Origin of the sequence: Devosia sp. SD17-2 (genome assembly GCF_029201565.1) — a bacterium.
Taxonomy (GTDB): Bacteria; Pseudomonadota; Alphaproteobacteria; order Rhizobiales; family Devosiaceae; genus Devosia.
The window spans coordinates 526,641-550,446 of the sequence record NZ_CP104002.1; the positions used below are offsets into that span (position 1 = coordinate 526,641).

Consider the following 23,806-nt stretch of genomic DNA (forward strand, 5'->3'; position numbering starts at 1 on the left):
GTGAGGCCCAATAAGCTGTTGGTGTTGATCGCAGCACTGGTTTTGCGCAAGACTGTCCCATACCGGATGGAAACCTTTTGCTGCCAAATTCCTTCCGGACCGACCAAGCAGGATCTCTATGCCCACCCTCTTCCGGCTTTTCATCACCGTGCTGTTTCTTGGCGGCCTCGCCTTTGCGGGAATGTTCGCCCTGGTCTCGTTCGTGGAGCCCGAACCCAAGCCGGTGACCGTCCGCATCCCGACGCGAGATCTGCTCGGTGAGCCCGATCCTATCCGGCCCGGTGGCCTGCCGACCCCAAATGTCACCAGCGCACCTGCGAGCGGGACGCCCGGGCAATGAGTGCCCATCTCGTCGGCGCGTTCCTCGAGATGATGAGCGCCGAACGGGGCGCTGCAGCAAATACCATCGCAGCCTATCGGCGCGATCTCACCGATTACGCGGGCTTTGTCGCCAGCAAGAAGCAGACCCTTCTGACTTGTCCGCGCGAGACGGTGATGGCCTATCTCGATGGGCTCAAGGCCGAGGGACTGTCTGCCTCCTCCAGCGCGCGGCGGCTCTCTGCAGTTCGCCAGTTTCACAAATTCTTATGCGCCGACGGGCTGCGGGGGGATGATCCGACGCGGATCGTTGCCAGCCCCAAGACCCGGCGTCCGCTGCCCAAAGTGCTGTCTGTGGCCGAGGTCGACAAACTGCTCTCCCTCGCGGAGCAGGAAGCCAATCTGCCCGCTGAGCCAAAACAGCAGCAGACCGCGCTGCGGCTCTATGTGCTGCTCGAAATGCTCTACGCCACGGGACTGCGTGTGTCAGAGCTGGTGGAGCTCAAGCGCAGTGCCGTGATGCGCGAGGCGAGCTTCCTCACCGTTCGCGGCAAGGGCGGCAAGGAACGCGTCGTGCCGATGAATGATCGGGCCCGTGACGCTGTGCGCAGCTGGATCAAGACGCTCGAAGCGGGCCCCTATCTCTTTCCCGCCAACGGGGCGGAGGGGCATCTCGCGCGGCAGGTGTTTGCCCGCGACCTCAAGGGGCTTGCCGGCCGTGCCGGAATTTCCTCGGCCCGGGTGGCGCCGCACGTGCTGCGCCATGCCTTTGCCAGCCATCTGCTCGCGGGGGGCGCGGATCTCCGTGTGGTGCAGATGCTGCTGGGGCATGCCGATATCTCGACGACGCAGATCTATACCCATGTGCTGGATGAAAAATTGCGCACTCTGGTGGAGACACACCACCCGCTGGCCGACGGCTAGCGCGGGGGACGCTGTCGCGCAATCTTGCCGGCAAGCTGCGCGCCGCGCACTGGCCGGATGAAAGACTTGTCCACGTCCTTTAAAGGATAAGGGGCAAAAAACCGCGCAAATTTGTCCCATGGGTTGACTTGCGATTGCGCCGTCGCCACTTTCCGGCCACTTTAGAGCGCAAGAGCCGAGGCCTGAGAATTTTCGGGTCCGCAACAATGACCCCTACGGGCGGTGGGATGCAATCTTATCTAGATTTTGAAAAGCCGGTCGCCGATCTCGAAGCCAAGATCGTCGAGCTCAAGTCTCTGGCGGCGACCGACTCCGCTGTCACCATTGACGAGGAGGTCAACCGGCTCTCTGCCCGTGCCGATGAGGCACTGGTCGAGATCTACAAGAAACTGACGCCCTGGCAGAAGACGCAGGTGGCTCGCCATCCGCAGCGGCCGCATTTTTCTGACTATGTGCAGCGCCTGATCACCGAATGGACGCCGCTGGCCGGCGACCGCAAGTTCGGCGAGGACGCGGCGCTGCAGGCCGGGTTTGGCCGCTTCAATGGCCTGCCGGTTGCTGTGATCGGGCAGGAAAAGGGCAATTCGACCGAAACCCGCCTCAAGCACAATTTCGGCATGGCCAATCCAGAGGGCTACCGCAAGGCTGTCCGCATCATGGAAATGGCCGACCGGTTCAATATCCCGGTAATCTCCTTCGTCGATACCGCCGGCGCCTATCCGGGCATCGGTGCGGAAGAGCGCGGCCAGGCTGAAGCCATCGCCCGTTCGACCGAGAAGGGGCTGGAGCTGGGCGTGCCCAATATCTCCATCATCATCGGTGAAGGTGGTTCGGGTGGCGCTATCGCCATTGCGACCGCTAACCGCGTGCTGATGCTGGAAAACTCGATCTATTCGGTGATCTCGCCCGAAGCCGGCGCCTCGATCCTCTTCCGCGACGCGGCAAAGGCTCAGGACATGGCGACGGCCCAGAAGATCACGGCGCAGGATCTCTTCGGCTTCAAGGTTATCGACGCCATCATCCCCGAGCCGGCCGGTGGCGCACATCGCCATGCCGGTGTGGTCATGGATGCGACGCGCCAGGCCATCGCAGATTTCCTTGCCGAATTTTCGGGCAAGTCGCGTCTCGAAGTGCGCGAGCATCGCCGCGAGAAGTTTTTGGCCATCGGCACAAATATCTGATTGCAGGCCTGCTTATCGATCCCCTGCGCCCCTGCCCGGGCGCAGGGGTTTTTTGTTGCCTATGCGGCAGCCCGCTCAGGGTATTTCCCAATCACAAATATGCGTGAGGACCCCGGCTTTCGGGGAAATCACGCCCATGATAAAGGCTTCGTTCACCCAGCCGGATCATGCTGCGGTAACCATGGCCCCATCGGGGCTGTCTCCTGATCGGGCCTAACCTTCGTGACCGCAAGATTGTTTCACCGCATCGGTGCCATCATCATCCTTGCCTGGCTTTCAGTCGGCCTTGCCGCCTGTTCCGGCTTCGTCAAGGGTGGGGACAACCGCCACAACATTCCCCTGCCGGCCGCACTGGTCTCGGCGCTGACCGCGATGGGCTCATCGCCGGGCGAGGGCATGGTGGTGCGCATCTTCAAGAAGGAAGAAGTGCTCGAGGTCTGGAAGCGCACGAGCTCGGGCCAGTACAAGCTATTTAAAACCTACGAGATCTGCTCCTATTCCGGCGATCTGGGACCCAAATTCAAGGAAGGCGATCGGCAGAGCCCGGAGGGCTTCTATACGATCTCGCCCGGCCTGATGAACCCGAAGTCGGCCTATTACCTGGCCTTCAACACCGGCTTTCCCAACAAGTTCGACCGCGCGCACGGTCGCACCGGGTCAAACCTGATGGTGCATGGCGACTGCAAATCGGTAGGCTGCTACGCCATGACCGATGCTGGCATCGCCGAGATTTATGCGCTGGCGCGCGAGACCTTCAAGGGTGGCAACCCCAGTTTCCAGCTGCAGATTTTCCCCTTCCGCATGACGGCCAGCAATATGGCCCAGCACGCCGACAGCCAGCACCTCGATTTCTGGAAGAACATCAAGCAGGGCCATGACCTGTTCGAGGTGAACAAGGCACCGCCCGCCTGGGATGTCTGCGACAAGCGCTACATTTTCAACGCCGTGGCCAACGGCCCGCTCAATCCGCTGGGGCCGTGCCCGGCGACGGCACCCAATGCGGCGCTCGAGGCCAAGATGCAGGCCGACGACGCGACGCTTTCCAACGCCCTGGCCGCGCGAGAGCGGCAGGCGGCCGAAGAGGCTGCGATCAAGGCGCGGGGCGAGGCGGTCAGCGGATTCTTCTCGGGGATTGGCAACATGTTCAACAGCGACGCCAATGTCGCTCCGGTCATGTCCGGCCAGCCGGCACCCCAGCCGCAATCGCCCTTGCCGCGGTCCTAGTTCGGCCCCAGTTTGATGTGACTTGCCCTTGGCGCGCTGTCCGGCACGCCAACACGCGCCAATGGAGGCCTAAAGTGGAGCCCAAGCCCGCCGAAACCGGTTCCGGCGCCGAGAAGCTGCCGGGGGTTGCGCCTGAGCTGCATGTCGGCCCCGCCGAGCAATCGCGTGCGCCGCGTTTGAGCGACAAGCCCCGGGAGCCGCGCAAGCGTCGGTTGCGGGGCTCTACCGTTCTGAGCTTCGTGTCGGCCCTTGTCGGTGTTGGTGCGCTTGCTGCTACCGGTTGGGTTTATAGCCAAACCCATCGCGAAGTGGTCCGCCTCGCCACCGATGTCGCCCAGCTGCGCATCAGCCTAGATCTTTATGCCCAGCGCAGTGGAGCAGCGCCTGTTGCTGCAGCCAGCGGGCCGACCAGTGAAGAGCTGTCGGCACTGTCCAACCGGCTGGCGATCATCGAACAGAATATGCGCGGCAGTTCCCTGACCACGCCAGCCCCAGTTCTGCCGTCTATCACCGGTGGCGCAGAGACGACGGCCGATGGCGGCGATTGCCTGCCGCCGGGCATGCGAATTCTCGTGGCCGTGGGTGACAGCTATGGGATTTGCGGAACGGCGGGCTCGATCACGGTTGCAGGGGTTGAGAACGGCTATCTGGCGCTGTCAGACGGCAGCACCATCGCCTCGGGCGGTACGCTGCCGCTGGCGGGCACCAATTGCATGGTGGGGGTCACATCCGGCGGCGACGAAGGCGTCACCGGATATGCCGAAATTCGCGTCAGCTGCTAGTCAGCCCGGACCTAAGCGGCCTTTGGGTTAGCCCAGCGCAGCAACCGGTCGCGGAGCCCCTTGTAGGGCGCCAGCATGGCGATGGTCAGCAGCAGCTTGACCAGGAAGTCGCCCAGCGCGAGGGACTGCCACAGCTGCACCTCCGGACCAATACCGAGAAGCGGCGCGCCAAAGCCGAGCGAAGAATCGTCCATGCCGAAGAAGCCATCGATGCCGGCAAAGGCCGGGGCCATGGCGAGGCTGAAGAAGATGATGGTATCGAGCGCCGAGCTGAAGAGAGATGAGATCAGCGGCGGCATCCACCAGGCGGAATTGCGCAGGCGGTGGAAAATGGAAATGTCGAGCAGCTGCGCCACGAGGAAGGCCGAGCCGGAAGCGATGGCAATGCGCGGGGTGGCCAGCCAGATCGAAAGCACAACCGCGACGGCAAAGCCGGCAACAACGACGAGTCGCGCCTTGGCAGGGCCAAAGGTACGGTTGGACAGATCGGTGACGAGGAAGGCGACGGGGTAGGTGAATGCGCCCCAGGTGAGAATATCACCCAGATTGACCGAGCCGATTTCGGCCATGACCGGAAATTGCACGAGCACATTGGAGGCGGCGACAACGGCCACCATGGCGGCCACAGCCACCAGGAAACGAGACAGCATCAGAATGCACCTCTAATAGCCACGGGACCGGCAACAGACCGGTGCGGCGTTTGATGAAGCTTACAAAAAAAGAAAAGCCGCGTGGGGCAGGTGCTCCACGCGGCTCGAATTCTAGCCGAAAGACGCTTAGCTGGCGAGAGCTGCGCGGATTTCCTTCTTGATGCCGAGAGCCAGCGGGCTCAGATCGGCGTCAGCCTGCTTGATCAGGAAGGCATCGAGACCGCCGCGGTGCTCGACCGAACGCAGGGCAGCTGCGGAGATGCGCAGCTTGATCGAACGGCCGAGGGCGTCCGAGATCAGCGAAACGTTGACGAGGTTCGGGAGGAAACGACGACGGGTGCGGTTAAGAGCATGGGAGACATTGTTGCCGACCATGACGCCCTTGCCGGTAAGTTCGCAGCGACGTGCCATTGTGAGATATCCTGTTTGTGTAAAGGTCCTGCGTGGCGGGAAATCCCGCTACGGGCCTCGGTTGTGATGAAATCTGCGGGCTTCCTAGAGAAATTGACGCGCCCAGTCAACCCAAGAGGCCGCTCAAACGCCCGCGAGCGCCTTGCAAGGGCCATAAGACGTCGGCACTTTGAGCCATATTCGATGATTCGCCGGTGCCCAGTCGTGGCGGCCGCGCCTACGACGTGAGATGCCAATTTGATCCGCACCAGCCTTGTCGCCGCCGCCCTCCTTGCCAGCATGGCGCCGAGCATGGCGGCTCCGGTCGATGCCCGCGCCAGCTATGTCCTCACATTGGGCGGCATTAACGTGGCGACGTTCGACGTCGATCTCAATGATGACGGTCGCCGCTACGAGCTCGATCTCTCGGCCAAGGTCGCTGGCCTCGGCAATCTCGTGGCCAGCGGCACAGCTCGGGTCGTCGCCAAGGGCGCGTCCAGCGGCTCCACCCTTGCTTCGGGGGAATTTGATCTGGAAACCCGCGCCAATGGCGAAGTGTTCACGGTCGACGTTTCCTATTCGGGCCAGAACGTCAGCGCCTTCAAGGTCGAGCCCCCGGTGTTTGAAAGCTACGACCGCGTGCCGGTCGAGCGCGGGCATCTGCGCGGGGTGGGCGATTTTCTCTCCGCCTTCGTGGTCAAGGCCAATGGGCTCGACAAGAGCCTCTGCAACCGCAAGCTAAAGATCTTTACTGGCGTCGAGCGCTTCGACATCGCCATGAGCTTTGCCCGTGAGGATGAGGCGACCTCGCCGCGCACGGGCTATCAGGGGCCGGTCGTGACCTGCAATCTCGACTACCAGCCGATCTCTGGCCACTACACCTCCTCGGAGATCACGAATTACCTGGCCGATACGAGCCGCATCCTGCTCTGGTACGCGCCGCTCGGGAATACCGGCTATTATATTCCCTATCGCGTGCTGCTCGGCACCTCGATGGGCGATCTCTCCATGGTGCTGGTCGGCACAAAGACCTAGCCGTCGATTCTCGATCTGATTTTAGGGGTCCGGACGCGTTCCGGGCCCTTTTTCTTTGCCTGCCGCATGTTCGGCGTTCCTTGCGCTGGCCGGGAAGCTGTCCCGCAGTGGCACGGTCAACTGTTTGTTTGTCAATTTTGTCAGCGAAAAGCCCGGTGGCAGCGCGGCCTGTTCATTAACTCCCGAACAGACTTTGCTTTTTTCGCGCTAATGCCCTGGCAACGAACCGCCTGATGAGCACGATTTTAACCGTCTGCTAACCTTGCTGAACGGGTTTTGGCCGTTTTGAAGGAGCCTCAGGTGGCGCTTGTGGTGGGGCGGGGAGATCTCACCACATATTGTAGAGAACAAAGCCGGATTTCGACGATTGGCCTGATTCCGACGCTGTTCGTTCTGTGTTTGATCCATTCCTTAATCCGATCCGGCCGATTGCTGAAATCTGTGCCGTTTCTGGACTTTGCCCGGTTGGTGGTGCTATCGCAGCGAGACTTGTCCCGGAATGGGGCGGTCAACGCATAAAGTATGAATTTTTGGCGACAGAGACGCCAAGATTGCTGGGGTGCTTTGTAAATACTGCAGAATTTTTTGGTACAACAGGCATTTACACCCCGTCAGCACACCGATCGTAAACGCAGAAATTAACCGGATGGTAAGAGGTTTGAACGCTCTGCGGCTGGATTGGGGCGATTGGAGCTTGGGTGCGCCACCGCCTTGTGACGAGTTGGCAAGCAGCCACTAGGTCTAGCCGTGAACAAAGTAAGAATTTGCGTTGTGATCCGATTCTGACCCTGTTCGTTTTGGTTTCGTTCCAATAGTTAAGCTGGCCATTCGGGAGGAGCTGGAAGCGCACATTTGTGGGACAAGCGCGATCGCCTCTCGCATCCCTCACGTCCAGCCCCTACATTGGCGAGCAATGACCATCGCACCCTCCCAAACGGTCAAGGCCATCCTGGGCCCGACCAATACCGGCAAAACCTATTTCGCTATCGAGCGCATGCTGTCCTATCCCACCGGGATGATCGGCCTGCCGCTGCGGCTGCTCGCGCGCGAAGTTTATGCACGTGTGGTCGAACGGGTGGGGGACGGCGCAGTCGCGCTTGTTACCGGCGAGGAACGGATTATCCCGGCCAAGCCGCGCTACTGGGTCGCGACGGTCGAAGCCATGCCCATGGATATCCACGTCGATTGCGTGGTGGTGGACGAAATTCAGACCGCGGTAGACTTCGATCGCGGCCACATTTTTACCGATCGCATCCTCAAGGCCCGCGGCTTTTACGAAACCCTGCTGCTCGGGTCGTGGACCATGGCCAGCGTGGTGCGCAAGCTTCTGCCCCATGCCGAGATCATCGAGCGGCCACGCTTTTCCCAGCTCACCTATTCCGGCTCAAAGAAAATCTCGCGCCAGCCGGCCCGCAGCGCCATCGTCGCGTTCTCGGCGCGTCAGGTCTACGCCATAGCCGAGCTGATCCGGCGCGAACGCGGCGGGGCCGCCGTGGTGATGGGAGCGCTGTCGCCCCGCACCCGTAATGCCCAGGTGGAACTCTACCAGAATGGCGATGTCGACTTTCTCGTCGCCACTGACGCCATTGGCATGGGCCTCAACCTCGATATTCACCACGTCGCCTTCGCCGACGACACCAAATTCGACGGCCGCCAGTCGCGGCCATTGACCCCTTCCGAGCTTGGCCAGATTGCCGGTCGCGCCGGCCGGCACAAGCGCAATGGCACGTTTGGGGTGACCGGTGGGACCGAGGGATTCGATGAAGAACTGGTTGTTCAGCTCGAAACCCATGATTTCGAACCGGTAAAAGTGCTGCAATGGCGCAACAGCGTGCTGGATTTCTCATCCATCGAGCGGTTGCGCCGGAGCCTCGAGATTTCGCCCACCGACAAGGTGCTTACCCGCGTACCGGTGGCCACCGACCAACTGGCCCTCGAGTTCCTCTCGCGCAATGAGGCGGCCAATTATGCGCGTGGTCATGAAGCGGTCAAACTGCTCTGGGAATGTTGCCAAACCCCGGATTATCAGGGGATTTCGCCTGCCGCGCACGGCGAAATTATTACGCGGATCTTCACCGATCTGCGGCGACACGGGGCTGCCAATGAAGACTGGATTGTCGAGCAGGTTCGGTTTTGCGACAATTCTGAGGGCGATATCGACACGCTCAGCAACCGGATCAAGCAGATCCGGACGTGGACCTTTGTCGCCAACCGCAAAAACTGGCTTGCAGACCCTTCACATTGGCGCGAAAAGACCCGAGACATTGAAGATCGCCTGAGTGATGCGCTGCATGAGCGCCTGACCCAGAGATTCGTCGACCGGCGCACCAGCGTGCTGCTCCGCCATCTGAAAGACAAACGTATGGTATCCCCCGAGATCAATGAGCGCGGCGAAGTCAGGCTTGAAGGCCACTTGCTCGGCACGCTCGAAGGCTTCCGATTTACTCTTGCCCGCGCCGATGGCGAGGTCGACGTCAAGGGCATCCGTGCCGCCGCCGATCAAGCCGTAGCGCCCGAGATCCGCAACCGGGCCGATCGCCTGGCTGGCGCGCCCAACGAGGAATTCGTGCTGGCCACCGACGGACGCCTGCGCTGGCGCGGCGATGTTGTGGCTGAACTCGCCGAAGGCGACACGCTCTATCGTCCGCGCATCATCATGCTGGCCGACGAGTCGCTGACCGGACCGGACCTCGAACGCGTTCAGGATCGCCTCAGCCTCTGGCTGCGTCACCATATCAATACCACGCTCGAACAGGTCATGGCGCTTGAAGCGCCTGCCGATATCGAAGGCAGTGCCCGCGGCATCGCCTATCGGCTCTATGAGCATCTGGGCCTTCTGCCCCGCGCCGAAGTGGCCGACGAGGTCAAGGCACTCGACCAGGACGTTCGCGGCAAGCTGCGCAAGCTGGGCATCAAGTTCGGCGCCTACCACATCTATCTGCCGCTTTCGCTCAAGCCCGCTCCCCGCGAACTGGCGCTGATCCTGTTTGCGCTCAAGAACGGCGGCATCCGCCAGCCGGGCGTCACCGACATTCCCCATATCGTCTTGTCGGGCCGCACCTCGTTCCTCGTTGATCCGGAAGTCGATACGCGGCTTTACGAAATCGCGGGCTTCAAGGTTGCCGGCAAGCGCGCAGTGCGTGTCGACATTCTCGAGCGTCTGGCCGACATCATCCGTCCGCTGATCGCCATCGATCCCGCGCGCTACCAGGGCGAGCTGCCCAGTGGCGCCGCCGAAGGAAATGGTTTCCGCGTCACCGTGGAAATGACCAGCCTGCTCGGCTGCTCGGGCCAAGACTTTGCCTCGATCCTGAGCTCGCTCGGCTATCGCCTGCGCCGCACGCCAAAGGTGGCTGCGCCCGTCGAAGCCGTTGCAGCGACCGACGCTGCTCCGGCTGAAGAGGCTGTCAGCACTGAAGCGCCTGCTGCTGAAGCTGTCGCAGAAGACGCCCCAGTGGTTGGCGAAGCTGCGCCTGAAACGGTCGTGGCCGAAGAGGCAGCGCCTGCGGCTGAAGAGGCAGCGCCTGCGGCTGAAGAGGCTGCGCCTGCTACGGACGCTTCCGCAGAGGTTGAAGCCGCTCCGGCAGAGCCCGAGTTCGACGAAATCTGGTTCCCCGGTGGTCGTCGCCAGAACGAACAGCGCCGCCATGAGCCGCGCCGTCGCGATGCGGCCAATGCCGATGCGCCTGCGCGCGAGCGCCGCAACGACCGTCAGCGCCCCAAGGGCCCGACGCGTCCGGAAGGCAGTGCTCGTCCCGAAGGCGCAGAGCGTCCGCGCAATACCCGTCCGGCCAATACCCGTCCGAAGGCCGAGGAAGGCCGCGGGGTTCCGGAAAAGAACGAGCGCAATGATCGTCGTCCGCCCCAGCGCGAAGAGCGCAAGGTCGCATTCGATCCGGACAGCCCCTTTGCTGCCCTCGCCGCCCTGCGCGGCAAGAAGGACTAGGCCTTGGCCGGGACTGGATCTGAGCCGCTCCGCAAGGAGCGGCTCGACCGGTTCCTGTTCTTCTCGCGCGCCGTAAAGTCGCGCACCCTGGCGCAGAAAATCATCGAGACCGGCGCCATTCGCGTCAACTCCGAGAAAACAGACCGCTCCGACCACAGGGTCGGGGCGGGCGATGTGCTGACCATGGCGCTGCACAATCGCATTCTCGTCTGGCGCATTCTCGATTGTGGGACACGTCGCGGCCCGGCCAGCGAGGCTGCCACCCTCTATGAGGATCTCTCGCCGCCACCGACGCCCCGGGCCGAGATGTCTCCCTATGATGCGGCAATTGCTGAGCGTCCCATGGGCAGCGGCCGGCCGACCAAGAAAGAGCGCCGGGACACAGATCGGCTTCGCGGCGACGACGATGACTGAAATTCCGGTGCTCGCCACCGCCCGGCTGGTGCTGCGCGCGCCGCATGCTAACGACTTCCCCGCTTATCGTGATTTCATGGCTTCGCCGCGCGCTATCCACATGGGTGGTCCGTTCGACCTGAAAGCGGCCTGGGGCATGTTCTGCAACGATCTGGCGCTGTGGTCGCTCTACGGCCACGGTTGCCTGATGATCGATCTGCGCGAAAATGGTGCGACAGTCGGGCAGGTCGGGATCAATCACGGTCCGCTCTTTCCCGAAAAGGAACTGGGCTGGTTCCTGTACGAGGGGTACGAGGGGGCTGGGATCGCCCATGAGGCCGCTCTGGCCATGCGAGACTGGGCGTTTGTCCATTTGGGACCGTCGGGTCTGGTCAGCTATTGCGATCCGGCCAACGCCCGCTCTATAGCCCTGGCCGAACGTCTTGGAGGCAGGCTGGACCCGACGGCAGTAGGGCAGGACCCTGAGGACCTCGTTTTCAGGCATCGTCCGCCGGTCTGATCAAAGATTTTAAAGTTCCGGCTGACCGCGCCAATCCGTCCCCCGTCGCAGCCTTGCGGAGGCGGGCAAAAGGGTTTAGCAACCGGACCGTTGAGACTGGCTGGCGTGTTCCCTAGCGGGCCGCCCTTCCTTTACGCGGATCGTTTCGTATGACCTACATCGTCACCGACAACTGCATTGCCTGCAAGTACACGGACTGTGTCGAAGTGTGTCCGGTGGACTGCTTCTACGAAGGCGAGAACATGTTGGTCATTCATCCTGATGAGTGCATCGACTGTGGCGTGTGCGAACCGGAATGTCCTGCCGAGGCGATTAAGCCGGATACGGAAAGTGGTCTCGACGCCTGGCTCGAGCTCAATCGCAAGTTTTCCACCGCCTGGCCCAATCTTACCGAGCGCCGCGATCCCTTGCCCGAGGCCAAGGATCGTGACGGCGAATCGGGTAAGCTCGAGAAGTATTTCTCCGAGGAGCCCGGCGAGGGCGATTGATCCCCGCAATTGGGTGTACGGAACCGTTGGACAAGCCAAGGGTTCTCTTGCGAAGGTGGCTATACGGGCTTAAGCAGCCCGTTTCCGCTTGCGTGATTCGTACCTTTTGATTTTGCTGAATTTTTGTGCTATGGTCCTTCCATATGCAGCTCAGCCCGTCACCCAAGCCGTGCCAGATGGCACGATTTTTTTGACATAACATTCTCTGTTGCCTGGCACTTCTTCGGATGAAGCGGACCCGAAGGCCAGGAGGTTTGTGCTGCCCAAAGGCCCGTGGTTCGGGCTTGAGTAGAGTAGGAGTGGCCGGTCCTTGCCGCAAGGAATCGACCATTTTGGGGCGTCAAAAAGGAGTTCCAGCTTATGGTAGCCAAGAAGTCTCAGCAGCGGCTCGGGTTTAAAACGGGTGAATATGTTGTTTATCCGTCGCATGGCGTTGGCCTGATCGTGGCCATCGAGGAGCAGGAGGTCGCTGGCCTCGTCCTCGAACTTTTCGTCATCAGCTTCGAGCAGGACAAGCTGACCCTTCGCGTGCCGGTCGCCAAGATCAAGTCCGTGGGCATGCGCAAGCTTGCCGAAGAAGACGAGGTCAACAAAGCCCTGGAAACTGTTACCGGCCGCGCTCGTGTCAAGCGCACCATGTGGTCGCGTCGCGCCCAGGAATATGAGGCCAAGATCAATTCCGGCGATCTGATCGCCATCTCGGAAGTCGTGCGCGATCTTTATCGCTCCGATGACCAGCCCGAGCAGTCCTATTCCGAACGCCAGCTCTTTGAGCAGGCCATGGATCGCATGAGCCGTGAAATCAGCTCCGTCAACAAGGTGACGCTGACCGAGGCCGTGCAGTTGATCGAAAAGCAGCTCGCCAAGAGCCCGAAGCGCACCAAGGCAGATGCCGCGGAAGCTGAGAGCGATGAGGAAGCCGCTGCCTGATCAGGGTTGCAGGTATTTTTTGAGAAGGGCCGGCAGCGATGCCGGCCTTTTTTATTGCCCATTCAGCCGGAAGCGGTTGCTCGCCAGTTCTGCCTCCGCGGTTTGGCATGAGAAGTCGTGGTCTTGCCCAACCCGGTGCGCCGGAGGTGATGACGTTCTGACGAGGCGGCAGATGAATCAGGCCTTCCCCAGGAAATCCGTCATGCTTGTCTTGGCACTGCCGGGACGCAGCGGCTTCTGCTGGCTTTCATGGGGGACCCAACCGGCCAGCCAGACGATTTCGAGCGTTGCGCGTATCCGCCCATCGGGATCGCTGTCCCGCTCCGCATAGGCGCCGGCCGCGGCCGAGAGCAGGGTCCGGGTCATGGCGCGGCGCGGCCGATCGGCCAGCGGATTGGAAGCCCCCAGCGCCTTGAGTTCGGCCATCAGCGCGAATGGATTGGCGTAGCGAACCTTGTGGCTTTCCACGTCGGCCACGGGCAGGGCAAAGCCGGCCCGCTGCAACAATGCGCCGCCGTCGCGCACCTGCACCATCGGGGCCACGCGTGCGGAGGCACCGCCGGAGAGCGCAAGGTCGGCCGACAGAAAAGCTTCGCGCAGCTCGGTAAAACTCTCGCCGCCCAGCATCGCCGCCATGAAGAGGCCGTCTGGCTTCATGCGGGCGCGCAGCCGCGCCAGATGCCCGGGCACGTCGTTGACCGCCTGCAAGTGCAGCAGGGAAACAACGAGATCGAACTCGCCTTCTGGCAGCTCGGGAAACTCCTCAGTCCCCGAAAACGCCTCCACGCGGGTGAAGCGCAGCGGCGCCTGTCCGGTCTCCATGGTTTCGGGCAGGCTTAGCGCATCAGGCGCTATAAGTAGGGCGCTGGAAAACTGGCGCATATGCGCGCCGAGCCGGTCGGCCAGATCTTCGACGACCAGATCCCTGACGAAATTGGTGGTCTCGCGGCGGCGCGCCAAATGGCGTGCGATCAATTCGGTGTCGAAAAGGCGGGGTTGCTGGGACAAGAAACCTGCTCGCGAAAGAGGGCTTGCCCCGGCGTCGAGGCGTGCCATTGTAGGTCTTATGGCGAGGGGCTGGGGCGAAGTCAAAGACTGGTCGCAAAGCAACTGGCTGGGCTCAGGGCTCAGTCGGCTGGGTGCTCTTGTGCTCGATCAGCTCTATCCACCCGTCTGCGCCGGCTGTGGTGGTCCGCTGATGGCGAGCGATGCGCTTTGCGGCGCCTGCTTTGCCCAGTTGCGGCCGATCACCGAGCCGCTCTGCCCTGTGCTGGGGCTGCCTTTCGATAGCGACCCCGGCGGGGGTGCGTTATCGGCCGAGGCTATTGCCGATCCGCCCCCGTTCGGACGGGCCCGGGCTGCAGTGGCCTATGGCGAGATGGCGGGAACCCTTGTCAGCCATCTCAAATATGGTGATCGACCAGAACTGGCGCGGCTTTGCGCCCGGCTGATGACAGGGGCAGGGCGCCCGTTGTTCCTGGGGGGCCCCATCCTCGTGCCGGTGCCGCTGCATCGGCAGAGGTTGCGCTTTCGGCGCTATAATCAGTCGTTGCTCCTGGCGCAGGAGATTTCCCGACTGACCGGGTTAAAGGTTGATCCCCATCTCGTCGAGCGACACCGTCAGACGCGACAGCAAGTCGGACTTTCGGGTGACGCGCGCGATCGCAATGTGCAGGGGGCGTTTGTCGCCAATCGCGATCTGCTGCGCCGGCTCGGTGGTCGCCCGATCGTGATCATCGACGATGTCTACACCACCGGGGCAACGGTCAAGGCGGTGACCCGCGCGCTCAAGCGGGCCGGGGCGGAGCGGATCGATATCCTGACCTTCGCCCGCGTTGTCATTGGCGGGGAACTCCCCATATAAGATCGAGACAAATGTTTCCGGAGCCCGACAATGGCCAAGGTCGAAATCTATACGACACCCACCTGTCCTTATTGCCATGCGGCCAAGGCGCTGCTGAACGAGAAGGGCGCAGACTATACCGAGATCACTGTGCTCGACCCCGAGCTGCGCGAAGCGATGACCAAGCGCGCCAATGGCCGCCGCACCGTGCCGCAGATCTTTGTCGGAGCTACCCATGTGGGTGGTTATGACGACATGGCTGCGCTGGACCGCGAAGGCGGTCTCGATCCCCTCCTGGCCCAGTAGCTGACCCATGAAGATCGCCGCCATCCAGATGCAGTCCGGGCTTGATCCGGATGCCAATCTTGCAGCGCTCGAGCCGATGATCGCAGAGGCAGCGGAAGCCGGGGCAAGCTATGCGCTGACCCCGGAGGTGACGCTGATTTTCCCCGAAAGCCGGGATCAGCTGCGCTCGGTGGCGGCTCCATTCGAGGGTCATCCGCAATTGGCCCGCGTGGGTGAGCTGGCGCGCCAGCACAAAATGCATGTCCATATCGGTTCGCTGCCCATTCCGCTCGAAGATGGTCGCTTTGCCAATCGGTCGGTGCTGTTCGGGCCGGACGGGGCGATAGTGGCGCATTATGACAAGATCCACCTCTTTGATGCCGATATCGCCGGGCTCAATGCCTATCGCGAAAGTGCAACCTATAAGGGGGGTGACAGGGCAGTGACGGCGCCGCTGGGTGACTTCACCCTCGGCTTTTCCATCTGCTACGACATGCGCTTCCCAAGGCTCTACAATAGCCTCGCCAATGCTGGTGCCGATCTGATCGCTGTGCCCGCTGCCTTCACCGTACCAACGGGGCAGGCGCACTGGCATGTGCTCCTGCGCGCCCGGGCAATTGAGACGGGGTCCTATGTCATCGCTGCCGCTCAGGGTGGCCAGCATGCCAATGGACGGGCCACCTATGGGCATTCGCTGGTGATCGACCCGTGGGGCAAGGTCATCGCCGAGCTCGACCACGACGCGCCGGGCGTTCTCCTCGCCGACATCGATCCGGCTCTTGTGAGGGAAGCCCGCCAACGGGTGCCCGCGCTCGCCAACGCGCGCGACTTTGCCGCGCCCGAACCATTGCAGGGCTAGGCGCGCTCGCTATATGACAATCAGAGGACGCTCTTTTCGGCGTATCCAGAGACGACGACAGACCAAGTGATCCAGTATTCTCTCCAATGTGCGAAGGGGCATAGCTTCGACGCCTGGTTCAAGAACGCCGCCGCCTATGACGAGCAGAAAGCGCGTGGCATTGTCAGCTGTGCCGTTTGCGGGGATGGGCAAGTGGAAAAGGCGCCTATGGCGCCGGCCGTCGCCCGCACCGATCATGAGCGCCGTACCGTCGCTGCCGTACATCCGGAGGCGGCAAAAATCCGCGAGATGCTGCGCGAATATCGTCGCAAGGTCATGAGCGAGGCCGACAATGTCGGCGACAGGTTCGCCGAGGAAGCCCGAAAAATCCATTTCGAGGAAGTCGAGGCGCGCGGCATTTATGGTCAGGCCAGCCAGGACGAGATCGCGGCCCTGATCGAGGATGGCGTTAACTTCATGCCCCTGCCCGATGTGGGCGAGGACAACTGACCGGTTTGCCTCCTGACATTTTATGACGCTTAGGGCATCCAGTACCGGTCTGGTGATTGGAGGTGCCGATGTCGCTGTATACCAAGACAGGCTTTGATGCCGCTCTGGCCTGGCCGGGCGTGACCATGGAAGACCAGTGGGAATCCCATATCGCCAAAGTCGGCGGCAAGGTTTTCTGCCTCCTGTCCGATAATGAGCCGCTACGTCTGGTGTTCAAATGCGGCGAGGGGAGCTTTGACCTGCTCACAGAGCTCGAGGGCGTTTCCCAAGCGGCCTATTTTGCCAAGCGCATGTGGGTGTCGGTGCTCGAAGGTTCGCCTCTGACCGACGACGAGCAGCTCGCCTATATTCGCCGCTCCTACGCGCTGGTCGCAAAGGGGCTCACGCTAAAGCTGCGGTCCGAGTTGGGCATTACCGACGATGTCATGGGGATTTAGGTCGGTCCGATAGGGAGGGTGGAATCCCCGCTATCGAACCTGACCAGACAGTAATCTTGGCAGACCACTGAATGGCTGAGCGCGTGGTAGCACCGGGCATTTGAAATGTCACGACAATTTCATGACGCCGGCCGTGCTGTGGAGAAAGCCGCAGCCGCGATAGAAGCTGTCCAGGTGCGGCTCGTAGTCGACATGGAGCCATTGTGCGCCACGGTCTCGAGCCAGCTGTGCTGATTGTCGCACCAGTTCGGTCGCAATGCCGCGACCGCGAAAGTCGCGGTCCGTGCAGGTGTCGAGGATAAAGGCGTGGAGGCCGCCGTCCCAGGCGATGTTGACGAAGCCGATCAGTCGCTCGTCTGCATAGGCGCCGACATGCCCAAGGCTGCGGGCAAGGACATCCTGATAGGATCTTTCCAGCGACACATCCCAGGCGCGCCGCCAGAGTTCGTCGAGTTCCGGATCGGTCGGAAAAGGATCGATCCGGAAACGAGGCACGATGGGATCAATCCATCAGCTTGTTGATGGCATCCACGTCCCGCACGGCGCCCTTTGATGCCGAAGTCACAAAGGCAGCGTAGGCCTTGAGCGCGGTGGTGACCTTGCGTTTGCGGGGCTCGGCTGGTTTCCAGCCCTTGGCATCCTGCTCGGTCCGGCGCTTGGCCATCTCGCCCTCGTTGACGAGCAGCGTGATGGTGCGGCCGGGGATGTCGATCTCGATCATGTCGCCTTCGCGCACGAGGCCGATGGCGCCGCCTTCAGCTGCTTCCGGGGAAACGTGGCCGATGGACAGGCCCGAGGTGCCGCCGGAGAACCGGCCGTCGGTGAGCAGGGCACAGGCCTTGCCCAGGCCCTTCGACTTCAGATAGCTCGTCGGATAGAGCATTTCCTGCATGCCGGGGCCGCCGCGCGGGCCTTCATAGCGGATGACGATGACATCGCCTTCCTTGATCTCGTTGGAGAGAATGGCCTTGACCGTCGCGTCCTGGCTTTCAAACACGCGCGCGGGGCCGGTGAACTTCAGGATCGACTCGTCAACGCCCGCCGTCTTCACGATGCAGCCGTCGAGCGCAATATTGCCCTTGAGCACGGCGAGGCCGCCGTCCTTGGAGAAGGGGTTTTCAGCCGAGCGGATGACGCCGTTCTGCCGGTCGAGGTCGAGCTCATTCCAGCGATTGGACTGGGAGAAGGCCTGGGTGGTGCGAACGCCGCCGGGTGCCGCCTTGAAGAATTCGCGCACCGAGTCCGAGTTCGTGCGGGAAATGTCCCACTTGTCCAGCGCATGGGCCATGGACGGCGCATGGATGGTCGGCTCGTCGCGATTGATCAGGCCGGCGCGATCGAGCTGGCCGAGGATGGCCATGATGCCGCCAGCGCGGTGCACGTCTTCCATGTGCACGTCATTCTTGGCCGGTGCGACCTTGGAGAGCACCGGAACACGACGGCTCAGGGCATCGATGTCGTCCATGGTGAAGTCGACGCCGCCTTCGAAGGCTGCGGCCAGGATATGCAGCACCGTATTGGTCGAGCCGCCCATGGCAATGTCGAGCGCCATGGCGTTCTCGAAGGCCGCCTTGGTGGCGATAGAGCGCGGCAGCACGGTTTCGTCGTCCTGCTCGTAATAGCGGCGAGCGAGGTCGACGATGAGGTGACCGGCTTCCTGGAACAGGCGCTTGCGGTCCGAGTGGGTTGCCAGCGTCGAGCCATTGCCCGGCAGCGACAGGCCGAGGGCTTCGGTGAGGCAGTTCATCGAATTGGCGGTGAACATGCCCGAGCAGGAGCCGCAGGTGGGGCAGGCAGCTTCTTCGACGGCCTGCACTTCTTCGTCGGTGTAATGTTCGTCGGCGGCCATGACCATGGCGTCGACGAGGTCGAGCGCCTGCAGCTTGCCCTTGAGGATGGCCTTGCCGGCTTCCATCGGGCCGCCCGACACGAAGACCACGGGGATGTTGAGCCGCATGGCGGCATTCAGCATGCCGGGAGTGATCTTGTCACAGTTCGAGATGCAGACCATGGCGTCGGCGCAGTGGGCGTTGACCATGTATTCCACCGAGTCCGCGATGATGTCGCGGCTGGGCAGGGAATAGAGCATGCCGTCATGGCCCATGGCGATGCCGTCATCGACCGCGATGGTGTTGAATTCCTTGGCGACGCCGCCGGCGATCTCGATCTCGCGCGCGACGAGCTGGCCGAGGTCCTTCAGATGGACGTGGCCAGGCACAAACTGGGTGAAGGAATTGACCACGGCAATGATGGGCTTGCCGAAATCCTCGTTCTTCATGCCCGTGGCGCGCCAGAGCCCCCGCGCGCCGGCCATGTTGCGGCCATGGGTTGTGGTACGGGAACGATAGGCGGGCATGGCAATATCCTCGAAGAAGGCGCCGGTGGGGCCGGGATTTTAATTGGCTCCCTGTTTAGACCCAATCGGCCGCAGCTTCAAGGATTTTCCGTACCGTACCGTACGGTACGGTTACGCTGAAAAGCGCGGTTTCAGGCGCCTCGGTAGCCCTATAATCCGCTGAGGAAATGACCGCCCCTGCCGCCATGTTTGGCGCGGTAGAGCATGGTGTCTGCCTCGGCCAAAGCGTGCTGGGGATCGCTGTGCAGGGGAGCGCCGCCAATGCTGACCCCGATCCGCGCCTCGATGTCGCCGGGAAGGCTGAAGGGATGGGCGATGGCCTCGGTGATACGGCTGGCCAGAGCGCGTACATGGTCGGGCTGGGGATCGGATAGCACGATCACGAATTCGTCGCCGCCGAGGCGACCGACGAGATCGCCGGAGCGCACATTGTCCGTGAGACGCCCGGCGACAGCCTCGAGCGGTCGGTCGCCGGCGGCGTGGCCATGGGTGTCGTTGACGCCCTTGAATCCATCGAGATCAAGATAGAGCAGATAGGAGCGCTGTCCCTTTGGCTGACGCGCCCGCGATTGGGTCGGATTGGCCAGTTGCTGGAGAGTGCTCATCACCTGGGCGCGGTTGGCGAGCCCGGTCAGCGCGTCATTATAGGCGAGATAGCGACTGGTTTTCTGGGCCCGGATCAGGCCGGCCAGCCGGTTATGGCTGGTGCCGATCAGCATGATGACGCCAAAGATCCAGATCGGGGCGTGGACGAAAATGATAAGCATTTCCGGCGGCCCGGAGAGGGCCGTGGTAAAAATCACCGGGAGCATGACGATGACCGCCTGCAGCGTGGCGTAGCGCGGTGCAGCGCTATTGGTGATGCAGAAGCCGAAGACCAGCCCGGTTGTTACCAGCGCGCCCAGCACGATCAGCACCAATTGCCCGCTGGTGGTTGCTGCGACGCCAACCAGCGAGAGCGAAACGGCATAGACCAGCCCGGCCTCCACCACGGCGTTGAGATTTTTGTCGGCGTCTGCGGCCTGTTGTGCACGATCCAGAGTGTGAGCGCGCAGCAGCAGGGCGGCGGCAACCACGAGAGCGATGAGGGCGCCCTCGGCAATGCTCTTGAAGAGGGCAATGGCCAGCAGCAACAGGCCCATGCTGAGCGCGCCGAAAGCCAGGGTGCGTCGGTTGACGATGAGCGTGCGGGCCAGTTCTGACCGGATATTGGAATCGGCTGCGGCAGCCGGTGCGGTCAGCCAGTCGAACGCCGCCTGTCGCAGTTTTGCGACGGCGGAAAAGCGTTCGACGGTCCCGGATGGGTCAGACATCTGCGGAACTTCCATAAGCGCCCGCCTGGCGGGTCGCCGTTATTGCCTGGGGGCGAGGCGGTCCCGTCACCTTTGAGTCGGGATGCCTTCGTCCTCCAGGCGGACTAAAATTTATAGCGCAGGCCCATTACCACGGCGTTGGAGCCATCGATCTCGGCGATCGTGCCAAACCCGCCGGATCGGTGATGAATGCGCCCGAAGGCCTCGAGTTCGGGGTAACCGACATGGGAGACGGCGATTTCAGGCCCCAGGTAATAGAGGAAAGGGATGTCGTGGCCAAGCTTGGCTGCGCGCTCGGTTTCCACCCCGATCGTGTCGGTGACGACAGAAAAGCCGGCGGTAATCGACGGGGTAATCCGGATGTCCCCAATCTGGAACATGTCGAGCCGGCCAACGAGCCCCGCCCAGAGTTCAGCAGAGGACCGGTCGCCGAGGCGAACGCCCAGGCCGGCTTCGGCGCCCAGCTTGAAGCCGCCGGAATGCTCATACATGAAGTACTGGTAGCCCACCCCGGCAAAGAAATTGGATTCGTAGTGGTCCTCCCACAGCAGAAACGCGTCGGAGAAGTAGCCGCTGGTGAAGGGGCCGCCCATGACGAAGACATTCTGCTCATCGGTCGCCTGCGCCAAGGCGGGGCTGGACAGGATGACCGTGCCGAAGGCGATGAACGAAGCAAGGCGTGCTAGGGGCATGGACACTCTCAATTCCGCACGGGACCACCAATGCCGGAGCGTGTTTCAGCGAGCGTTTCCGTATGGTTAACAAATCGGAAATGTGATGACCGCTCCGGCCTTTACCCTGCGGAACGCCTTGGGGCGCGCGGTCGTTCCTTCTCATCAAGCAGAGGAGACATACGATGCACGCAATTCCCAACTCCATCCACGAGGGCATGAAGGTCTACGACCGGGCGATGAATGCCATAGGTACTGTCGAGACGTTTCGGATCGGCGACAAGGACCCGTCGATCCCGGGCGTCGAGGCTGCAGGGGTCAGTCCAGTGCTCGAAGAGAACCAGACCGGACTGACATCCATTCTGGCCGATATTTTTTCGCCCGATGACGGCTTGCCACGCGAAGTTCAGGAGAAGGCACTGCGCGAAGGATTTATCCGCCTCGATGCCGATGGGCTGTTTGCCCGGGACCGCTACATTTTTCCCGAGCACATCGACCGGGTGACCGCTGAAGGCGTGGTGCTGAATGTCGAAAAATCCGACCTCATGCACGTCTAAGGTTGCACTGGATCCAGAGGCGCGGCGCGCTCAGGCGGGCCGCGCCGCCAGCATCATGTAATTGATGCCCATATCGCGGCTGCGGCGCCATTCATCCCCGATGGGATGGTAGACCACCCCCGTCTGGTCTGTGACCTTGAGACCATTGCGGCTGAGCAGGCTGCCGATTTCATCAGGGGTGAGGAATTTCTTCCAGTCATGCGTACCCTTGGGCAACCAGCCCAGGACATATTCAGCGCCGACGACGGCGAGCGCAAAAGCGCGGGCCGTGCGGTTGATGGTGGCGGTGAACATCAGCCCGCCCGGCTTCACCAGATCGGCGCAGCTCTTCATGTAGAGCGGGACATTGTCGACGTGCTCGACCACCTCCATGTTGAGCACGACGTCAAAGGTTTTTCCCGCTGCGGCGAGGGCTTCGCTGGTCGTTGCCTGATAGTCGATATCGAGCCCCGACTGTTCGGCATGAATGCGGGCGATGGCGATATTGCGCTCGGCCGCGTCAATGCCAGTCACGGTCGCGCCGAGCCGCGTCAGTGGTTCGCAGAGCAGGCCGCCACCGCAGCCAACGTCGAGGATGGTAAGGCCCTCAAGGGGCCGGATTGCGCTGCCGTCCTTGCCGAAATGGGCGATCAGATGCTCGCGGATATAGGAGAGGCGCACCGGGTTGAACTTGTGCAGCGGCTTGAACTTGCCCTTGGGGTCCCACCACTCCTCGGCCATGGCCGTGAATTTTGCGACTTCAGCGTCGTTGATGGTGGTCTGGGACATGAGAGGGCTCCTGTGCAGGCCAGATATGCGATGATGATGCGCTTAGTGCAAGGCGCGGGAGTGTCGCGCGCCGTGCAGAACGGTTGATTGCGCCCGCACTTTATGGCATCTGGCCCCCAACAAGTGAGCGTACCGCCGGGTTCGGCGGAAGACCGGGGAAAAAATGGCCCGCATCGTCGTCAAATTCGGTGGCACTTCTGTGGCCAATGTCGAGCGCATCCGTCAGGCTGCGCGCCATGTGAAGCGCGAAGTGGAAGCCGGCAATGAAGTTGCCGTCGTGGTTTCGGCCATGTCCGGCAAGACCAATGAACTGGTCGGCTGGGTCAATGAGGCCAGCGCATTCCACGACGCGCGTGAATATGATGCCGTGGTCGCCTCGGGCGAGCAGGTGACGGCGGGCCTCATGGCCATCGTCCTTTCCGAAATGGGCATCCAGTCGCGCTCTTTCGCCGGCTGGCAGGTTCCGATCAAGACCGACGACGCGCATGGCGCGGCCCGTATCGCCGAGATTGACCCGACCGAGCTGAACAAGCGCTTCAAGGATGGCTGGGTTCCGGTGATCACCGGCTTCCAGGGGATTTCGCCCCATGGCCGCGTTACAACGCTCGGTCGCGGTGGCTCGGATACATCTGCTGTCGCGGTGGCTGCTGCTGTCGGCGCGGACCGCTGCGATATCTATACCGATGTGGACGGTGTTTACACGACCGATCCGCGCATCGTTCCCAAGGCCCAGCGCATGACCCGCATTTCCTTTGAGGAAATGCTGGAAATGGCCTCGCTCGGTGCCAAGGTGCTGATGATCCGCGCCGTGGAAATGGCCATGGCACACAAGGTGCGGCTCACCGTCCGCTCCAGTTTCGATGACCCGGATGCCCCACAGATCGGGCCCGATGGTTTGCCTGGTGTTCCGGGTACGCTCGTTTGCGATGAGGAAGAGATCATGGAAAAGCAGATCGTTTCGGGCGTGACGCTCGCCAAGGCAGAGGCCAAGATCACCCTGCGCGCCGTCAAGGACAATCCCGGCGTCGCCGCGGCCATTTTTGGCACGCTGGCCGACAAGGGCATCATCGTCGACATGATCGTGCAGAACATCTCCGACGATGCCGCGACAACCGACATCACCTTCACCGTGCCCGACAGCGAATATGACAAGGCGGTCAAGGCGCTCGAGGACAATGGCGGGCGCTTTGAATATGCCCGTCTTTCGGGCTCGCGCGGCGGTGCAAAAGTCTCTGTCGTGGGCGTCGGCATGCGTAGCCACGCAGGCGTCGCCGCCTCGATGTTCAAGGCGCTTGCCGACAAGGGGATCAACATCCAGCTGATCACCACGTCGGAAATCAAGACCTCGGTCCTGATCGATGAAGAATATGCCGAGCTTGCGGTTCGGGCGCTCCACACCTATTACGGTTTGGATAAGAAGGACGCCTAGGCCCCATTGGGGGATGAG

The 23,806-nt window shown here is 62.1% G+C and carries 25 protein-coding genes and 1 pseudogene; 18 read left to right on the plus strand and 8 right to left on the minus strand.

Annotated elements, in window-relative coordinates:
- Window positions 1-118: 118 nt before the first annotated feature.
- The 5 genes and pseudogenes from NYQ88_RS02655 to NYQ88_RS02675 form a co-directional block, all read left to right on the plus strand.
- Window positions 119-241, plus strand: a pseudogene (locus NYQ88_RS02655) (histidine kinase); the annotation flags it as partial.
- 95 nt (window positions 242-336) lie between these two features.
- Window positions 337-1,242, plus strand: a complete 906-nt coding sequence (locus NYQ88_RS02660; RefSeq protein WP_275653448.1) for a site-specific tyrosine recombinase XerD — start codon at window positions 337-339, stop codon at window positions 1,240-1,242.
- 227 nt (window positions 1,243-1,469) lie between these two features.
- A complete protein-coding gene (locus NYQ88_RS02665) occupies window positions 1,470-2,423 on the plus strand; it encodes an acetyl-CoA carboxylase carboxyltransferase subunit alpha (RefSeq protein WP_275653449.1) in 954 nt (317 codons plus the stop codon).
- A gap of 222 nt (window positions 2,424-2,645) precedes the next feature.
- Window positions 2,646-3,647, plus strand: coding sequence for a murein L,D-transpeptidase family protein (locus NYQ88_RS02670; protein ID WP_275653450.1), 1,002 nt, complete (start codon window positions 2,646-2,648; stop codon window positions 3,645-3,647).
- Window positions 3,648-3,721: 74 nt separating this feature from the next.
- Window positions 3,722-4,429: a hypothetical protein gene (locus NYQ88_RS02675; protein ID WP_275653451.1), complete on the plus strand. Its 708-nt coding sequence runs from the start codon at window positions 3,722-3,724 to the stop codon at window positions 4,427-4,429.
- Window positions 4,430-4,440: 11 nt separating this feature from the next.
- Here NYQ88_RS02675 and NYQ88_RS02680 read toward each other — a convergent pair whose 3' ends face one another.
- Together NYQ88_RS02680 and rpmB are read right to left on the minus strand one after the other, a co-directional pair.
- Window positions 4,441-5,079 (minus strand): VUT family protein, encoded by a 639-nt coding sequence (locus NYQ88_RS02680; protein ID WP_275653452.1) that lies wholly within the window; start codon window positions 5,077-5,079, stop codon window positions 4,441-4,443.
- 126 nt (window positions 5,080-5,205) lie between these two features.
- Complete coding sequence (rpmB, locus tag NYQ88_RS02685; RefSeq protein ID WP_275605502.1) at window positions 5,206-5,490, minus strand: 50S ribosomal protein L28; 285 nt, start codon at window positions 5,488-5,490, stop codon at window positions 5,206-5,208.
- Window positions 5,491-5,727: 237 nt separating this feature from the next.
- Between rpmB and NYQ88_RS02690 the strand changes: the two genes are divergently transcribed.
- The 6 genes from NYQ88_RS02690 to NYQ88_RS02715 all read left to right on the plus strand — a co-directional run bounded on the left by NYQ88_RS02690 (window position 5,728) and on the right by NYQ88_RS02715 (window position 12,781).
- On the plus strand, window positions 5,728-6,504 hold the full coding sequence (locus NYQ88_RS02690; protein WP_275653453.1) for a DUF3108 domain-containing protein: 777 nt from the start codon (window positions 5,728-5,730) through the stop codon (window positions 6,502-6,504).
- Window positions 6,505-7,417: 913 nt separating this feature from the next.
- Window positions 7,418-10,450, plus strand: a complete 3,033-nt coding sequence (locus tag NYQ88_RS02695) for a helicase-related protein (protein WP_275653454.1) — start codon at window positions 7,418-7,420, stop codon at window positions 10,448-10,450.
- A gap of 3 nt (window positions 10,451-10,453) precedes the next feature.
- Window positions 10,454-10,864: an RNA-binding S4 domain-containing protein gene (locus tag NYQ88_RS02700; RefSeq protein ID WP_275653455.1), complete on the plus strand. Its 411-nt coding sequence runs from the start codon at window positions 10,454-10,456 to the stop codon at window positions 10,862-10,864.
- A complete protein-coding gene (locus NYQ88_RS02705) occupies window positions 10,857-11,363 on the plus strand; it encodes a GNAT family N-acetyltransferase (RefSeq protein WP_275653456.1) in 507 nt (168 codons plus the stop codon). Before NYQ88_RS02700 ends, NYQ88_RS02705 begins: the two co-directional genes overlap by 8 nt.
- 149 nt (window positions 11,364-11,512) lie before the next feature.
- A complete protein-coding gene (gene fdxA, locus NYQ88_RS02710; protein WP_275605506.1) occupies window positions 11,513-11,851 on the plus strand; it encodes a ferredoxin FdxA in 339 nt (112 codons plus the stop codon).
- A gap of 360 nt (window positions 11,852-12,211) precedes the next feature.
- The gene (locus NYQ88_RS02715) at window positions 12,212-12,781 is read left to right on the plus strand and encodes a CarD family transcriptional regulator (protein WP_275653457.1); all 570 of its coding nucleotides are present in this window, start codon (window positions 12,212-12,214) and stop codon (window positions 12,779-12,781) included.
- A 177-nt stretch (window positions 12,782-12,958) separates the two neighbouring features.
- Here NYQ88_RS02715 and NYQ88_RS02720 read toward each other — a convergent pair whose 3' ends face one another.
- Complete coding sequence (locus tag NYQ88_RS02720) at window positions 12,959-13,789, minus strand: SAM-dependent methyltransferase (protein WP_275653458.1); 831 nt, start codon at window positions 13,787-13,789, stop codon at window positions 12,959-12,961.
- Between the two features lie 58 nt (window positions 13,790-13,847).
- Here NYQ88_RS02720 and NYQ88_RS02725 point away from each other — a divergent pair, with 58 nt between their 5' ends.
- The 5 genes from NYQ88_RS02725 (at window position 13,848) to NYQ88_RS02745 (ending at window position 16,694) form a co-directional block, all read left to right on the plus strand.
- Window positions 13,848-14,645 (plus strand): ComF family protein, encoded by a 798-nt coding sequence (locus NYQ88_RS02725; RefSeq protein WP_275653459.1) that lies wholly within the window; start codon window positions 13,848-13,850, stop codon window positions 14,643-14,645.
- Window positions 14,646-14,675: 30 nt separating this feature from the next.
- Window positions 14,676-14,930 carry a glutaredoxin 3 gene (grxC, locus tag NYQ88_RS02730; protein ID WP_275653460.1) on the plus strand — a complete coding sequence of 85 codons (255 nt, stop codon included), beginning with the start codon at window positions 14,676-14,678 and terminating at the stop codon, window positions 14,928-14,930.
- A gap of 7 nt (window positions 14,931-14,937) precedes the next feature.
- Window positions 14,938-15,768 (plus strand): carbon-nitrogen hydrolase family protein, encoded by an 831-nt coding sequence (locus NYQ88_RS02735; RefSeq protein WP_275653461.1) that lies wholly within the window; start codon window positions 14,938-14,940, stop codon window positions 15,766-15,768.
- A gap of 66 nt (window positions 15,769-15,834) precedes the next feature.
- Window positions 15,835-16,257, plus strand: a complete 423-nt coding sequence (locus tag NYQ88_RS02740; RefSeq protein WP_275653462.1) for a DUF1178 family protein — start codon at window positions 15,835-15,837, stop codon at window positions 16,255-16,257.
- Window positions 16,258-16,325: 68 nt separating this feature from the next.
- Window positions 16,326-16,694, plus strand: a complete 369-nt coding sequence (locus NYQ88_RS02745) for an MmcQ/YjbR family DNA-binding protein (protein WP_275653463.1) — start codon at window positions 16,326-16,328, stop codon at window positions 16,692-16,694.
- Between the two features lie 108 nt (window positions 16,695-16,802).
- Here NYQ88_RS02745 and NYQ88_RS02750 read toward each other — a convergent pair whose 3' ends face one another.
- The 4 genes from NYQ88_RS02750 to NYQ88_RS02765 form a co-directional block, all read right to left on the minus strand.
- A complete protein-coding gene (locus tag NYQ88_RS02750) occupies window positions 16,803-17,189 on the minus strand; it encodes a GNAT family N-acetyltransferase (RefSeq protein ID WP_275653464.1) in 387 nt (128 codons plus the stop codon).
- A gap of 7 nt (window positions 17,190-17,196) precedes the next feature.
- A complete protein-coding gene (gene ilvD, locus NYQ88_RS02755; protein ID WP_275653465.1) occupies window positions 17,197-19,050 on the minus strand; it encodes a dihydroxy-acid dehydratase in 1,854 nt (617 codons plus the stop codon).
- Window positions 19,051-19,199: 149 nt separating this feature from the next.
- Entirely contained in the window at window positions 19,200-20,363 is a 1,164-nt protein-coding gene (locus tag NYQ88_RS02760) for a GGDEF domain-containing protein (RefSeq protein ID WP_275653466.1), read from the minus strand.
- A gap of 104 nt (window positions 20,364-20,467) precedes the next feature.
- Window positions 20,468-21,055 (minus strand): hypothetical protein, encoded by a 588-nt coding sequence (locus NYQ88_RS02765; RefSeq protein ID WP_275653467.1) that lies wholly within the window; start codon window positions 21,053-21,055, stop codon window positions 20,468-20,470.
- Between the two features lie 164 nt (window positions 21,056-21,219).
- On the opposite strand from NYQ88_RS02765, the gene NYQ88_RS02770 reads away from it, so the two are divergent.
- Complete coding sequence (locus tag NYQ88_RS02770) at window positions 21,220-21,591, plus strand: hypothetical protein (protein WP_275653468.1); 372 nt, start codon at window positions 21,220-21,222, stop codon at window positions 21,589-21,591.
- Between the two features lie 30 nt (window positions 21,592-21,621).
- Here the strand turns inward: NYQ88_RS02770 and ubiG are convergent, their stop codons facing one another.
- Window positions 21,622-22,359, minus strand: a complete 738-nt coding sequence (gene ubiG, locus NYQ88_RS02775; protein ID WP_275653469.1) for a bifunctional 2-polyprenyl-6-hydroxyphenol methylase/3-demethylubiquinol 3-O-methyltransferase UbiG — start codon at window positions 22,357-22,359, stop codon at window positions 21,622-21,624.
- Window positions 22,360-22,522: 163 nt separating this feature from the next.
- On the opposite strand from ubiG, the gene NYQ88_RS02780 reads away from it, so the two are divergent.
- Window positions 22,523-23,788 (plus strand): aspartate kinase, encoded by a 1,266-nt coding sequence (locus NYQ88_RS02780; RefSeq protein WP_275653470.1) that lies wholly within the window; start codon window positions 22,523-22,525, stop codon window positions 23,786-23,788.
- Window positions 23,789-23,806 lie beyond the last annotated feature (18 nt).

What these genes read in the sequence shown, in the direction of transcription:
- NYQ88_RS02765 (WP_275653467.1), bottom strand. Translation starts at nt 21,055, where the DNA reads ATGCCCCTAGCACGCCTTGCTTCGTTCATCGCCTTCGGCACGGTCATC.
- NYQ88_RS02715 (WP_275653457.1), top strand. Translation starts at nt 12,212, where the DNA reads ATGGTAGCCAAGAAGTCTCAGCAGCGGCTCGGGTTTAAAACGGGTGAA.
- NYQ88_RS02725 (WP_275653459.1), top strand. Translation starts at nt 13,848, where the DNA reads ATGGCGAGGGGCTGGGGCGAAGTCAAAGACTGGTCGCAAAGCAACTGG.
- ilvD (WP_275653465.1), bottom strand. Translation starts at nt 19,050, where the DNA reads ATGCCCGCCTATCGTTCCCGTACCACAACCCATGGCCGCAACATGGCC.
- NYQ88_RS02745 (WP_275653463.1), top strand. Translation starts at nt 16,326, where the DNA reads ATGTCGCTGTATACCAAGACAGGCTTTGATGCCGCTCTGGCCTGGCCG.
- NYQ88_RS02660 (WP_275653448.1), top strand. Translation starts at nt 337, where the DNA reads ATGAGTGCCCATCTCGTCGGCGCGTTCCTCGAGATGATGAGCGCCGAA.
- NYQ88_RS02735 (WP_275653461.1), top strand. Translation starts at nt 14,938, where the DNA reads ATGAAGATCGCCGCCATCCAGATGCAGTCCGGGCTTGATCCGGATGCC.
- NYQ88_RS02695 (WP_275653454.1), top strand. Translation starts at nt 7,418, where the DNA reads ATGACCATCGCACCCTCCCAAACGGTCAAGGCCATCCTGGGCCCGACC.
- NYQ88_RS02770 (WP_275653468.1), top strand. Translation starts at nt 21,220, where the DNA reads ATGCACGCAATTCCCAACTCCATCCACGAGGGCATGAAGGTCTACGAC.
- NYQ88_RS02665 (WP_275653449.1), top strand. Translation starts at nt 1,470, where the DNA reads ATGCAATCTTATCTAGATTTTGAAAAGCCGGTCGCCGATCTCGAAGCC.
- ubiG (WP_275653469.1), bottom strand. Translation starts at nt 22,359, where the DNA reads ATGTCCCAGACCACCATCAACGACGCTGAAGTCGCAAAATTCACGGCC.
- fdxA (WP_275605506.1), top strand. Translation starts at nt 11,513, where the DNA reads ATGACCTACATCGTCACCGACAACTGCATTGCCTGCAAGTACACGGAC.
- NYQ88_RS02705 (WP_275653456.1), top strand. Translation starts at nt 10,857, where the DNA reads ATGACTGAAATTCCGGTGCTCGCCACCGCCCGGCTGGTGCTGCGCGCG.
- grxC (WP_275653460.1), top strand. Translation starts at nt 14,676, where the DNA reads ATGGCCAAGGTCGAAATCTATACGACACCCACCTGTCCTTATTGCCAT.
- rpmB (WP_275605502.1), bottom strand. Translation starts at nt 5,490, where the DNA reads ATGGCACGTCGCTGCGAACTTACCGGCAAGGGCGTCATGGTCGGCAAC.
- NYQ88_RS02760 (WP_275653466.1), bottom strand. Translation starts at nt 20,363, where the DNA reads ATGTCTGACCCATCCGGGACCGTCGAACGCTTTTCCGCCGTCGCAAAA.
- NYQ88_RS02780 (WP_275653470.1), top strand. Translation starts at nt 22,523, where the DNA reads ATGGCCCGCATCGTCGTCAAATTCGGTGGCACTTCTGTGGCCAATGTC.
- NYQ88_RS02680 (WP_275653452.1), bottom strand. Translation starts at nt 5,079, where the DNA reads ATGCTGTCTCGTTTCCTGGTGGCTGTGGCCGCCATGGTGGCCGTTGTC.